The 12,942-nt window shown below is 50.8% G+C and carries 15 protein-coding genes and 1 tRNA gene; 5 read left to right on the top strand and 11 right to left on the bottom strand.

The window, feature by feature from the left end:
- Positions 1 to 385: 385 nt before the first annotated feature.
- From H9644_RS01200 to holD, 8 genes are all read right to left on the bottom strand, one after another.
- Positions 386 to 1,165 (bottom strand): metal-dependent hydrolase, encoded by a 780-nt coding sequence (locus H9644_RS01200; RefSeq protein WP_064530395.1) that lies wholly within the window; start codon positions 1,163 to 1,165, stop codon positions 386 to 388.
- On the bottom strand, positions 1,162 to 2,235 hold the full coding sequence (locus tag H9644_RS01205) for a patatin-like phospholipase family protein (protein WP_064530396.1): 1,074 nt from the start codon (positions 2,233 to 2,235) through the stop codon (positions 1,162 to 1,164). The genes H9644_RS01200 and H9644_RS01205 overlap by 4 nt, the downstream gene beginning before the upstream one ends.
- 121 nt (positions 2,236 to 2,356) lie before the next feature.
- Positions 2,357 to 2,518, bottom strand: a complete 162-nt coding sequence (locus tag H9644_RS01210) for a DUF1328 domain-containing protein (protein WP_000490275.1) — start codon at positions 2,516 to 2,518, stop codon at positions 2,357 to 2,359.
- Positions 2,519 to 2,644: 126 nt separating this feature from the next.
- On the bottom strand, positions 2,645 to 3,250 hold the full coding sequence (gene osmY / locus H9644_RS01215) for a molecular chaperone OsmY (RefSeq protein WP_001295748.1): 606 nt from the start codon (positions 3,248 to 3,250) through the stop codon (positions 2,645 to 2,647).
- A gap of 402 nt (positions 3,251 to 3,652) precedes the next feature.
- A complete protein-coding gene (gene prfC / locus H9644_RS01220; RefSeq protein WP_064530397.1) occupies positions 3,653 to 5,242 on the bottom strand; it encodes a peptide chain release factor 3 in 1,590 nt (529 codons plus the stop codon).
- Positions 5,243 to 5,332: 90 nt separating this feature from the next.
- Positions 5,333 to 6,010 (bottom strand): pyrimidine 5'-nucleotidase, encoded by a 678-nt coding sequence (gene yjjG, locus H9644_RS01225; protein WP_064530398.1) that lies wholly within the window; start codon positions 6,008 to 6,010, stop codon positions 5,333 to 5,335.
- Between the two features lie 14 nt (positions 6,011 to 6,024).
- On the bottom strand, positions 6,025 to 6,471 hold the full coding sequence (gene rimI, locus H9644_RS01230) for a ribosomal protein S18-alanine N-acetyltransferase (protein ID WP_064530399.1): 447 nt from the start codon (positions 6,469 to 6,471) through the stop codon (positions 6,025 to 6,027).
- Positions 6,440 to 6,853: a DNA polymerase III subunit psi gene (holD, locus tag H9644_RS01235; protein WP_064530400.1), complete on the bottom strand. Its 414-nt coding sequence runs from the start codon at positions 6,851 to 6,853 to the stop codon at positions 6,440 to 6,442. Before holD ends, rimI begins: the two co-directional genes overlap by 32 nt.
- A gap of 102 nt (positions 6,854 to 6,955) precedes the next feature.
- On the opposite strand from holD, the gene rsmC reads away from it, so the two are divergent.
- Positions 6,956 to 7,987 (top strand): 16S rRNA (guanine(1207)-N(2))-methyltransferase RsmC, encoded by a 1,032-nt coding sequence (rsmC, locus tag H9644_RS01240; protein ID WP_064530401.1) that lies wholly within the window; start codon positions 6,956 to 6,958, stop codon positions 7,985 to 7,987.
- A gap of 301 nt (positions 7,988 to 8,288) precedes the next feature.
- A tRNA-Leu gene (locus H9644_RS01245) sits at positions 8,289 to 8,375 on the top strand.
- Between the two features lie 38 nt (positions 8,376 to 8,413).
- Here the strand turns inward: H9644_RS01245 and H9644_RS01250 are convergent.
- Positions 8,414 to 8,650, bottom strand: a complete 237-nt coding sequence (locus tag H9644_RS01250; protein ID WP_064530254.1) for a DUF1435 domain-containing protein — start codon at positions 8,648 to 8,650, stop codon at positions 8,414 to 8,416.
- 140 nt (positions 8,651 to 8,790) lie between these two features.
- On the opposite strand from H9644_RS01250, the gene fhuF reads away from it, so the two are divergent.
- Positions 8,791 to 9,579, top strand: coding sequence for a siderophore-iron reductase FhuF (gene fhuF / locus H9644_RS01255; protein ID WP_191772780.1), 789 nt, complete (start codon positions 8,791 to 8,793; stop codon positions 9,577 to 9,579).
- A 37-nt stretch (positions 9,580 to 9,616) separates the two neighbouring features.
- Here the strand turns inward: fhuF and bglJ are convergent, their stop codons facing one another.
- Both bglJ and H9644_RS01265 read right to left on the bottom strand, forming a co-directional pair.
- Positions 9,617 to 10,294 (bottom strand): DNA-binding transcriptional activator BglJ, encoded by a 678-nt coding sequence (bglJ, locus tag H9644_RS01260; protein ID WP_064530252.1) that lies wholly within the window; start codon positions 10,292 to 10,294, stop codon positions 9,617 to 9,619.
- Positions 10,252 to 10,977, bottom strand: coding sequence for a helix-turn-helix domain-containing protein (locus H9644_RS01265; RefSeq protein ID WP_064530255.1), 726 nt, complete (start codon positions 10,975 to 10,977; stop codon positions 10,252 to 10,254). Before H9644_RS01265 ends, bglJ begins: the two co-directional genes overlap by 43 nt.
- Before the next feature lie 627 nt (positions 10,978 to 11,604).
- Here H9644_RS01265 and H9644_RS01270 point away from each other — a divergent pair.
- Both H9644_RS01270 and H9644_RS01275 read left to right on the top strand, forming a co-directional pair.
- Positions 11,605 to 12,375, top strand: a complete 771-nt coding sequence (locus H9644_RS01270; RefSeq protein WP_064530251.1) for a threonine/serine exporter family protein — start codon at positions 11,605 to 11,607, stop codon at positions 12,373 to 12,375.
- Positions 12,366 to 12,839, top strand: coding sequence for a threonine/serine exporter (locus H9644_RS01275; protein ID WP_064530250.1), 474 nt, complete (start codon positions 12,366 to 12,368; stop codon positions 12,837 to 12,839). The genes H9644_RS01270 and H9644_RS01275 overlap by 10 nt, the downstream gene beginning before the upstream one ends.
- The last annotated feature ends 103 nt before the right edge of the window (positions 12,840 to 12,942 follow it).

Here is a 12,942-nt window from a genome sequence, read left to right on the forward strand (position 1 = left end):
CTTGTAGGCATGATAAGACGCGTCAGCGTCGCATCAGGCATTGTGCGCCAACTGCCGGATGCGGCATGAACGCCTTATCCGGCCTGCTGTTTGGCACCGGCCTGTAGGCATGATAAGACGCGTCAGCGTCGCATCAGGCATTGTGCACCGACTGCCGGATGCGGCGTAAACGCCTTATCCGGCCTACGGATCGGCATACACCTGTAGGCATGATAAGACGCGTCAAGCGTCGCATCAGGCATTGTGCGCCAACTGCCGGATGCGGCGTAAACGCCTTATCCGGCCTACGGATCGGCATACACCTGTAGGCATGATAAGACGCGTCAAGCGTCGCATCAGGCATTGTGCGCCAACTGCCGGATGCGGCGTGAACGCCTTATCCGGCCTACAGCACGCTAAACACTGCATACGTGTTATTAAGCAACACGTCGGCAATCTCATCCGCTGGTTCCGGGCGTAACTCACAAAGCACGGTAAACACACGGGCGACCTGTTCCGGGCGATTAGGTTGCCCCTGAAAACCATTTAGCGGCATATCCGGCGCGTCGGTTTCCAGCAGCAACGACCCCAGCGGCAACTTCGCTATCACATCGCGGGTTTTACTGGCGCGCGGATAAGTGATGGTGCCGCCTACGCCAATTTTGTAGCCCAGTTGCACAAACCGTTCGGCCTGTTGCTGGCTACCAGAAAAACCGTGGACAACGCCAGTGCGCGGCAAATCGTGGCGCTTAAGATGCATCGCCAGCTTGTCATGCGTGCGCCGTGAATGGAGGATCACCGGCAGATCGTAGCGTTTCGCCAGCTTCAGTTGTTCGTCGAGCAACCACTGCTGCCTCTCAAACTGTGGATCTTCGCCAAAGAGATCAAGACCGATCTCCCCCACCGCCACCACTTTCGGCGAACGCCTTTCCAGCGCCTGCTGTAACTGATCCAGCGATGCATCGGTGTGTATTCCCATCATCCCCGGATGCAACCCTAACGCGGCATACAGTGGCTGATAATTTTCCGCCAGCGCCAACACGCGGGCAAAATTTGCCGCCTCGGTTGCCGGAACAATGATCTTGCCTACGCCCGCTTGTGCCGCGCGTTGCAGGCTGGCCTCTTCATCACCACTAAAAGGCGGAAAATCAAAATGGCAGTGGGTGTCGATAAAACGGCAAATCAAGCCAGATCCTCATTGTTAAATGTCGGGTCATTCGCCTGCGGCGCGTCGAGCACTTCGGTAACCAGCGTATCGTTGGCGACTGGCGCAGGCGGAATGACGATCGACTCCGGTGTCACCACTGGCACCAGATGGCGGGTAAGCGGCGCTTTTTCAGTTAATAGCTTACCAACCGTGGCGAGGAAATAACGCCCACATAAACGCCCAAGTTTATAGTCTTCGCGCAGCGCCGGAATCCGACTGCCGAGCGCGATACTATGCAACGGTTTCGGCGGATAAATTTCGAATATCCGCAGCTTGCCCGGTGGTTTCTCAATAAATTGCTGGATGTCACGATAGCTGGTTTCATGATGCTGTACCAGATTGACCAGCGGTTGCAGGCTACTGTCACCCAGCCAGCGTTCCATACGTTTAAACCACTGCGGCGTATAGTACATTTGCGACGGTACGGTGCGGATCACCACCAGTGTTTTCGCCCCCTGCCTTGCCGCCTCTTTAACCGGAATCGCATCACTGATCCCGCCATCCAGGTAGTTAATGCCTTCCAGCGACACTCCACTACGATAAAAGCCAGGTATCGCACTGGAGGCGCGAATCACATCCAGCCAGTTTTGTTTGGTCGGTAAAAAGTAATTCGGCGCATAGTCGTCCTCACGACAGGCACACATATAAAACGACTTGCCGCTATCAAACAGCCGCGCGGCAGTATCCATCTGCAACGGCATCTGGCTTGCGGTCGCCTCCACCAGCCAGTCGAGATCGATAAGATTTCCTCCACGGACAAAGCGCAATGGATCGAAAAATTCGCGTTTTGTGGTATAGCGCATGATGACTTTGCGCGCGTAACCGGGCTGATTACAAATATACGCCGAAAGGTTCTGCGCCCCGGCAGATGTGCCAAGATAAAGATCGAACGGGTTAAACTGCGCGCGCATAAACTCATCCAGCACGCCCGCTGTGAAAATTCCACGCTGCCCGCCGCCTTCGCACACCAGAGCAGTTCGTCCAGGCTGGAACGGCCTTAGCGACAACGGCGCAATATTACCAAGCGTTACAGGTATTCGCTGCCCCACCTCTGCCTTCCTGTTTTTGTTGTGAAAGACTGACAAAGTAACGCAATTTATTATTCGCTAAAACCGCAAAAGCCAGTCCGCTGGACTGGCTTTGTATAAAATTTTCTTAATGGTTTGAAATCTAGGGTCGTTTTCGGCCCATAAACAAACTCACCAGGAACAGAATAATCCCGACGACAAAGACAATTTTTGCTGCGCCCGCAGCTGTACCGGCCAGACCACCAAACCCAAGTGCGGCGGCGATTAACGCGATAACCAGAAATATGATGCCCCAACGAAACATAAGCGTCTCCTTTACCATAGTTAATGTCACCGCTTGATATGAGCGTGAAAATCACTCAATGCGATATTTTTAGTGTGGTGCACATCGCGCCTCCCGACAAAGTTCGGGAGGACGAATTACGACGAATTACTTAGTTTTCAGATCATTTTTAACGCTTTTCACACCATCTACCGCTTTGGCGATACTTTCAGCACGGTCGCTCTGTGCCTGAGAATCTACGGTTCCGGAGAGCTGAACCACGCCGTCGGTGGTTTCAACTTTCACATGACGGGAAGGGACGATGTCGTCCGCCAGCAGTTTGGCTTTGATTTCACTGGTGGTGGCGGTATCACCCGCATAGCCCTTCACAGAGCCTTCTTTAGCGTCGCGAACGTGCAATTTGTCGCTGACGGAGGTCACGCCTTCAACACCTTTCGCCACTTTCACTGCCTCTTCGGCCTGGGCCTGGCTTTCAACGAAACCGCTCAGGGTCACGACTTTTTGATCGGTTTTGACAGAAATATCGGTGCTCTTGATATTGTCATGATCCACCAGGGCCGCCTTCACTTTCGCGGTGATAGCGCTGTCATCCATGAAATTACCGACTTTATTCATAGAGCTATCGACTTTTTGCCCTGCGCTTTCATTGGTAGTTTGTGCGTTGTTTTCCGCGTAGGCAGAACCTGTCGCTACAGCAGAAGTCAACATTACAGCCAGCAGAGTTTTCGAAATCTTCAGTCTTGTCATAGTCATCGATTTATTCCTGTATGTTTGCTCGTAATTTGAGCCAGGCAACACGAGGTTGCATTGCTGAATAGGGAGAGTCTTCACCCTCTACAGAAGTCAATGGCCGTCATCACAAAAGCGATGAGTGATGAATAACGACCATTACAGCCTCTGAATCAGTTATTAATATCAATCGGATGACAGGTAACGGTTTTAAATACTGATATCTACGCATTGATCGGTATTTAAAGCCGTCATAAATGTCATCACTTTGTTAAATATAGATCACAATTTTGAAACCGCTCGCCGCATCGCCTAAAAAACAAGCAAACATAAGCAAAAGCGAATGTTTTAAGAACATTCCGCAAGCGGCTAATAAGGAAGGGAAATTGACAGGGCGCGGCGGTTGCCGCGCCCTGGAGGCAAGAATTAATGTTCGCGGGTCTGGTGGAACTGAACGTCCGGATAACGTTCCTGCGCCAGGCGCAGGTTAACCATGCTAGTGGCAATGTAAGCGAGGTTGTCGCCGCCATCCAGCGCCAGTTGGCTTTCGTTCTTACGCTTGAACTCTTCGAATTTCTTCGCATCCGCACATTCTACCCAGCGGGCAGTAGCGACGTTGACCGACTCATACACCGCTTCGACGTTGTATTCGCTCTTCAGGCGCGATACCACCACATCGAACTGCAGCACACCAACCGCGCCGACGATCAGGTCGTTGTTGGAAATCGGACGGAACACCTGCACCGCGCCCTCTTCGGAAAGCTGTACCAGCCCTTTGAGCAACTGTTTTTGCTTCAGCGGATCTTTCAGGCGGATACGACGGAACAGTTCCGGCGCGAAGTTCGGAATACCGGTGAACTTCATCATCTCGCCCTGGGTAAAGGTGTCGCCAATCTGAATGGTGCCGTGGTTGTGCAGACCGAGGATATCGCCCGGATACGCTTCTTCCACATGAGAACGGTCGCCCGCCATAAAGGTCAGCGCGTCGGAGATCACCACATCTTTCGCGGTACGCACCTGGCGCAGCTTCATGCCTTTTTCATATTTACCGGATACCACACGCATAAACGCCACGCGGTCACGGTGTTTCGGGTCCATGTTGGCCTGAATTTTAAATACGAAGCCGGTAAATTTGTCTTCGCTCGCTTCTACGGTACGGGTATCAGTCTGACGCGGCATCGGCGCAGGCGCCCACTCCACCAGGCCATCCAGCATATGATCGACGCCGAAGTTACCCAGCGCAGTACCAAAGAACACCGGAGTGATTTCGCCCGCAAGGAACAGCTCTTTGTCGAACTCGTTAGACGCGCCTTTCACCAGTTCCAGTTCGTCACGCAGTTGCTGCGCCAGATCTTCACCAACAGCAGCGTCGAGATCCGGGTTATTCAGCCCTTTAACAATGCGTACTTCCTGAATGGTGTGGCCTTGCCCGCTCTGATAGAGATAGGTTTCATCTTTATAAAGATGGTAAACGCCTTTAAACAGCTTGCCGCAGCCAATCGGCCAGGTGATCGGCGCACAACCGATTTTCAGCTCGTTTTCAACTTCATCGAGCAGTTCCATCGGGTCGCGGATATCACGGTCAAGTTTGTTCATGAAGGTGAGGATCGGCGTATCGCGCAGACGGGTAACTTCCATCAGCTTGCGGGTACGGTCTTCTACACCTTTTGCGGCGTCGATGACCATCAGGCAGCAGTCCACCGCGGTCAGGGTACGGTAGGTATCTTCCGAGAAGTCTTCGTGCCCCGGGGTGTCGAGCAGGTTAACCAGGCACTCGTGATACGGAAACTGCATCACTGACGTGGTAATGGAGATCCCACGCTGCTTTTCCATCTCCATCCAGTCCGACTTGGCGTGTTGGTTAGAGCCACGGCCTTTTACTGTACCGGCGGTCTGGATAGCCTGTCCGAACAGCAGCACCTTCTCGGTGATGGTGGTTTTACCGGCGTCCGGGTGAGAAATAATAGCAAAGGTGCGGCGCTTCGCCACCTCTTGCAAATAAGGAGACAACGTCATAATTCTTTCTTCTTGAGTAAGCGGCATCGCGCCGCGCTTGTTGAAAACGAAAAATTGCGGCTATTTTACCCATCAATGGGGGGGAGGCAATCAGTGTTTACACAGGAGTTGCTCCAGTTCGTGCAACGAAGAGACGGTCCAGGTAGGTGCGATGCCTTCTGGTTGCTCGCGATTGTGCGCATTCAGCCAACAAGTCGCAAGCCCGGCGTTGATGCCACCGAGAATATCGGACTCGGCGGTGTCACCAACCATCAGCACGCGTGAACGGTCAGGATTGCCCGCCTGTTCCAGCGCATAATCGAAAATTTTCTTATTCGGTTTGGCAACGCCAACTTCTTCGGAAACCACCAGCAAATCGAAATAATCACGTAAACCTGTGCGTTCCAGACGCACCTGCTGCAAGGCGCTAAAGCCGTTGGTGATGATGCCGATTTTGGCGTTGCCACGAATGGCGTTAAGCAGGGAAACCGCACCCGGCAGCGGCGTACAGATTTCCGCCATCGCATTAATGAAGGCATCGTTGAGTTTACCTGGCTCGACGTTCAGCCGTTCGGCCCAGCTTTCAAAACGCCCGTGCTGAAGCTGTAATGAAGTGATCGCGCCGTTTTGATAATCCACCCACAGTGGCTTGTTAACGGCCTGATAGTCCTGAAAATCTTCAGCGGTAAAGGTGACGCTGTAGTCAAGAAACATCCGCTGCAGGCCGGTGAATGAGTCAAAGGTAAACAGCGTTTCATCGGCATCAAAGAAAATCCAGTCCCACTTCATTATTCCACCTTGTCTTACATACTGATTGGCAACGCCATGATGATGGCGTCTTCGCGACCGTCCGTGGTGGGGTAGTAATTGCGGCGAATCGTCGCCTCGTTAAAGCCTAAACTTTCGTACAAAGCAATGGCGGCAGCGTTTGAAGCACGGACTTCCAGCCATAGCGTCGCCACACCGCGTTTTTCCAGTTCATCGATCAGATGTTCCAGCAGCGCCCTTCCCAGTCCCTGACGCTGATAGTCAGGATCGACCGCAATATTGAACAATGTAGCTTCATCCAGCACCACTTGCGTAATTGCAAACGCCGCCATTTTGCCGTTTTGCGTTAACTGAAAGTTGAGATAACGCTCGCCCTGATTGCTGGCAAACGTTTTTTCACTCCACGGAAAGGCGTGGGCGCGTTGTTCAATGTGGAAAGCCGCAGGTAAATCAGTCGCTTCGAGGGAAGAAATCGTGTTCATATGTGCAAATTTGTTGCCATAACGCGGCGCGTGCCGTTGGGTTAGCCCGTAATTCGGTGAGCGCCGGTGATGCCACCTGAGCGCCTTCCAGTGACAGCGGTTCGTCAGTACCCAACCGCCAGCTGTTGCAGCGACTGCCTTGCGGCAGCATCGCGATCCTATCAGGCGTCAGTTGCAGCACCTGATCGGGGCTGACGGTCAATGCGCGCAGAACGTCGCTCACCAGTGGATCGGTCAGGGCGGGAAGATCGTTTGCCACCATCACCAGACGGACGTGTGCCGGGATCGCGATGGCAATCTCTCCCTGCAACGCGCCAGGGCGACGCAGCGACCACTGGGTAATGCCCAGTTGCTGTAATTGCCAGTCTCGTCGGGATGTCATAGCGAATCGCTCCTGTTATCAGGGGCGCAAATATAGCAAATTCGTCGAAACCGCGCCAACAAATGACTATAATCGCCGCCAGTATCAATTGAGGAGCATTCCATGTCTGCATTTACCCCGGCAAGTGAAGTCTTGCTGCGCCACAGTGATGATTTCGAAAAAAGCCGTATTCTGTTTGCCGGAGACTTACAGGATGACCTGCCCGCGCGTTTAGATACCGCGGCCAGCCGTGCTCATACCCAGCAATTCCACCACTGGCAGGTGTTAAGTCGCCAGATGGGAGATAACGCCCGTTTTAGCCTGGTGGCAACGGCGGATGACGTCGCAGATTGTGATACGTTGATTTACTACTGGCCGAAGAACAAACCGGAAGCCCAGTTCCAGTTGATGAATTTACTTTCTCTGCTGCCAGTGGGGACGGATGTTTTTGTCGTTGGCGAGAACCGCAGCGGCGTGAGAAGCGCCGAGCAGATGCTGGCAGACTATGCACCGTTAAATAAGGTAGACAGCGCCCGTCGCTGTGGTCTCTATTTTGGTCGTCTGGAAAAGCAGCCGGTGTTTGATGCCGATAAATTCTGGGGCGAATACAGTGTTGATGGCCTGACGGTCAAAACGCTGCCGGGCGTGTTTAGCCGCGACGGTCTGGATGTCGGTAGCCAGCTACTGCTCTCGACGTTAACCCCGCACACGAAAGGTAAAGTGCTGGATGTCGGCTGTGGCGCGGGTGTGCTTTCGGTTGCCTTTGCGCGCCATTCACCGAAAATTCGTCTCACGTTGTGCGATGTCTCTGCGCCAGCGGTAGAAGCCAGCCGTGCGACACTTGCGGCCAACGGCATTGAAGGTGAAGTCTTTGCCAGCAACGTCTTTTCCGAGGTGAAAGGTCGCTTTGATATGATCATCTCCAATCCGCCGTTCCACGATGGGATGCAAACCAGCCTTGATGCCGCACAAACGCTGATCCGTGGCGCAGTGCGTCATCTTAACAGCGGCGGTGAGTTGCGGATTGTGGCGAACGCCTTCCTGCCTTATCCGAACGTGCTGGATGAGACATTTGGCTTCCACGAAGTGATCGCGCAAACCGGGCGCTTCAAGGTGTATCGCGCCATTATGACCCGCCAGGCGAAGAAAGGTTAAGTATCTCGCCGCATGCCATGTCGGATGCGGCGTGAACGCCTTATCCGACCTGCAAAACCTGTACGTTAGCCCTTTGTAGGCCAGATAAGACGCGCCAGCGTCGCATCTGGCATCTGCACCCGCATGCCATACCGGATGCGGCGTGAACGCCTTATCCGACCGACAAAACCTGCACGTTCGCCTCCTGATGGCCATTTTTCCAGCAATTACACATCAGGCGATAATTAACTATTGACGAAAAGCTGAAAACCACTAGAATGCGCCTCCGTGGTAGCAATTCTTTTTTAAGAATTGATGGTATGCGAAGGTGGCGGAATTGGTAGACGCGCTAGCTTCAGGTGTTAGTGTCCTTACGGACGTGGGGGTTCAAGTCCCCCCCCTCGCACCAATTATCTTTACTTCCTCTCTTGTTTCTTCTTTGCTTTATCATCCCTGATTCCCGCTCATTATCATCAGCATGACGCCAGAAATAAGCGCCAGGCACGATGGTAGCAAAACGTAATGCCGTAACTGTTTGTGATACAGCATCACCGGCGTCAACACTAATCCCATCAGAATGACAATCCGCCACTGATCCGGCGATAAATCCGCATATGCCAGCCCTGCAATCAGCAATCCCGGCAGCAACACTCCCCAGCCACTGCCCAGCATACGTTGCAACATGGTTTAATCTCTTTCATTGATAATGATAACCAATATCATATGATAATTTTTATCATTTGCAAGCCAGAGAAATCACTTGCTATCGGGTAAACCCATCATTAGTATTAGCAATCATTATCATTTAGATTACTATCACGATTATGACCTATCGTTCCGCAACGCTTTTTGAAGATGTTATCTGGCGAACGCATCTCAAGCCGCAAGATCCGACGCTTGCACAAGCGGTACGTGCGACGATTGCGGAACATCGTCAACATTTGCTGGAGTTTATCCGCCTGGATGAACCCGCCCCGCATAGCGCCATGACGCTGGCGCAATGGTCATCACCGAATGCGTTAAGTTCTCTGCTGGCTGTCTATTCCGATCATATCTACCGCAATCAACCCTTGATGATCCGCGAGAACAAACCGCTGATCTCACTGTGGGCGCAATGGTATATCGGCCTGATGGTACCGCCATTAATGCTGGCATTGCTGACGCAGGATAAAGCGTTAGATCTTTCCCCGGAACATTTCCACGTTGAGTTTCACGAAACCGGGCGCGCCGCCTGTTTCTGGGTCGATGTGTGTGAAGACAAAAACGCAACACCGCATTCACCACAGCAGCGAATGGAAAAGTTAATCAGCCAGGCGCTTGTCCCGGTAGTGCAGGCATTAGAAGCGACAGGTGAAATTAACGGCAAACTCATCTGGAGTAATACCGGTTATTTGATTAACTGGTATCTGACCGAGATGAAGCCGTTGCTCGGCGAGGCGTTAGTTGAATCGCTCCGCCATGCCCTGTTCTTTGAGAAAACGCTTACTACCGGTGAAGATAATCCACTCTGGCGTACCGTGGTGCTGCGCGACGGCCTGCTGGTGCGCCGCACCTGCTGCCAGCGTTATCGCTTACCGGATGTGCAACAGTGTGGGGATTGTACGCTGAAATAAAAACACTGCCGGGAGGATAAACCCGGCATTAAACAGATTAATATGGATGCAACACATTACTTGTTTCTGAAATCCGCATACATAAGAGAATATCTGCGGCCTCCAACAACCCCGCATCAGAACTGACGCCCAGTTTCGACATCACATTAAATTTATGCGCACGGATCGTTTTAATATTGCGTTTAAGCTGCTCGGCAATTTGTGTCATTGAGTAGCCACACGACATAAACCGTAATATTTCCCTCTCCGTCGGACTCAGCGCCCGGCTTTGATTAATGTACCACTGGTTGTTCAGTCGATCGGTCGCCTGACGAACACCATTTAATGAAAGAAACAGCTCCTGGTGAAAAACATCCAGCGTCGATCCTTTACTTAACACACCATCCAAAGGAGAAGGCGACAATGAGCCAATCAACCGTGCTTCAATATCATCATCTGCAATAACCAAACGTCGGGTACGCGGAAATTTAATCGCCAGCTCAGTCAGGCACGATAATCCTTCTCTGCGCTCACTTCTCATGGCAGAAAAAGAAAAAATAACCGCCGCAAATGAAACCCGCGACATAGCATCCTGAAAAGCCTCCTGGCTGGTATACATATAGAGTTTATAAGGATTACCCGCAAACTTTCTGAATAAACTCTCAATACCGATACTGCTCATGACGCATTTTTCTATGAGTGCGACATTTCTCTTCTTAATTCGGTTGTGTTCCATTCCGCGGCATCTCCATAAACAGAAGGCAAGTTAAGTTCCCTTGCCCCCTGTGCGCTATTAATCCATGCATACATCTCAGCGTTACTGTGAATTGCCAGCCGACGCATCGCACTGTTTTTTTGTGCGCTGATGGTTTTATTGCTTTTCTTAAGCAATGAAGCTATTTGGTTGATGCCCCATCCTTTACCTAACAGCCGCAGTACTTTGCGTTCAGAAAGGGTAAGAATCACGGTGCGATAACCAAATTCCTGGATTTCCGGCATTGCAGGCGAAGTCAGCATGGCGCTGATGCGATCGGCATGGACATTACCGGAACGAACGGTCTTGACCAGATTCTCAATGGGCTCGATATCGGACAGCAACGTCGCAGTTGGACACATAAGCAGTTCCACCGCCTGAGAGTACCAGGCTCGCGAAACCATGAAAACCCAATGAATTTCCCGGTATTGTGAGATCAATGAATAGTAATGTTCACAAACAGAACGCGGGTCTTCTGTTTGTCCGGCTAAATCGGCAATAACTAACTCAGCACGACGTAATTGTAATATGGTCAGCTCCTCCGCAGAGGCGCTACTCGTTATATCGTATTCAGGGAGATGAGTCCTCATGACCTCTTTTAACCCTGCCTGCATAACGGGTATTTTACTGATAACAATTCCATTTTTGCAGCATCCTGGCAACATATATCCTCCACATCCACTGTCTATAAATTATGATGGTTTATTCCGGACATTCATCCTTTAAATGATTCCAATAAATTAATAGATTGAGCGAATAATTTATCCTTAGCATTCACTTCATATCAGTTTACCCCAGCCACACAAAAAATCCTTTGTATGTTTCAGGAGACTAGCATCAAATAATAACCTGGAAAAATACCTCTGACACATTTAAAATATCTAAATTATGTTGTTAGAAATACTTAATCAAAACCCTCAAATTCAATCAGTTTAAGATATGATTTAAAATAACGAATGAAAGTAAAATAAAAAGCCTTTAGTCAGAATATCAAGAAAAAAACCAATAAAAACTGAAGGGTATTTCTTGCCAGTATCCGAAAAGTTGATTTCACCAGCCATTACTCAAACGCGTAAAAATAAAACGACATATTCGTTTTAATGATAATATTCATAAAATTATTTATTCAACCCAAAACTCGCATCGCCTCCCGTCAGCGAACTAATCACCGCAACCTGGATTAATCAGCGCAATTTTGATCTTAACCAACGTCAAAACAGCCATACTTCGTGATACAAAAGGGTTCTCATTTTTTGAAAAATACGCAACACGTCTATGACAAAGGGCGAGTTATGCAAACTGAGCAACAGCGAGCCGTAACACGGCTTTGTATCCAGTGTGGGTTATTTCTTTTGCAACATGGTGCGGAAAGTGCGTTGGTTGATGAGCTTTCCTCACGACTGGGTCGGGCGTTAGGGATGGACTGCGTCGAAAGCTCTATCTCTTCGAACGCCATAGTGCTGACAACCATTAAAGATGGTCAATGTCTCACATCGACACGTAAAAACCACGATCGCGGCATTAATATGCATGTGGTGACTGAAGTCCAGCACATTGTGATTCTGGCGGAGCATCATCTGCTGGATTACAAAGGTGTTGAGAAACGTTTTAGCCAAATACATCCCCTGCGCTATCCGCGTTGGCTGGTCGCTTTGATGGTGGGACTCTCTTGCGCCTGTTTCTGTAAACTGAATAACGGTGGTTGGGATGGTGCGTTGATTACATTCTTCGCCAGTATGATCGCCATGTATATCCGCCAGCTACTGGCACAACGCCACCTCCATCCACAAATAAACTTTTGCATCACTGCCTTCGCCGCCACCACAATTTCCGGCCTCCTTCTACAACTACCGACATTCAGTCATACGCCTACTGTGGCAATGGCGGCCAGTGTTCTTTTACTGGTACCGGGTTTTCCGTTGATAAATGCTGTAGCCGATATGTTTAAAGGTCATATAAATACCGGACTGGCACGCTGGGCGATTGCCAGTCTGCTGACGCTGGCAACCTGCGTTGGCGTGGTGATGGCACTCACAATTTGGGGGCTACGCGGATGGGTGTGATCGAATTTCTGCTAGCGTTGGCGCAGGATATGATCCTCGCCGCAATTCCTGCGGTCGGCTTTGCGATGGTGTTCAACGTGCCAATCCGGGCATTACGCTGGTGTGCGCTGCTTGGCGCGATGGGTCATGGTTCGCGAATGATTTTAATGACTACCGGACTCAATATTGAGTGGTCGACGTTTATGGCTTCGCTACTGGTCGGTACCATTGGTATTCAGTGGTCGCGCTGGTATCTGGCGCATCCGAAAGTCTTTACCGTGGCAGCCGTTATTCCCATGTTCCCGGGCATCCCGGCGTATACAGCAATGATTTCAGCGGTAAAAATCAGTCAGTTAGGTTACAGCGAGTCGTTAATGATTACCCTGTTAACTAACTTCCTTACAGCTTCATCAATTGTTGGCGCGTTATCCATCGGCCTTTCCGTTCCTGGATTGTGGTTGTACCGCAAGCGCCCCCGCGTATAAAATTGCCTCGCTTAAAGCACATGGATGAGAGGCTGCCTGGCCTCATCCGTGTGTTACTATAAAAGTAATCTCCCTTCTCGTTCATCGTTCCATATTGAGAAAC

It is taken from the genome of Escherichia whittamii (assembly GCF_014836715.1).
GTDB lineage: Bacteria > Pseudomonadota > Gammaproteobacteria > Enterobacterales > Enterobacteriaceae > Escherichia > Escherichia whittamii.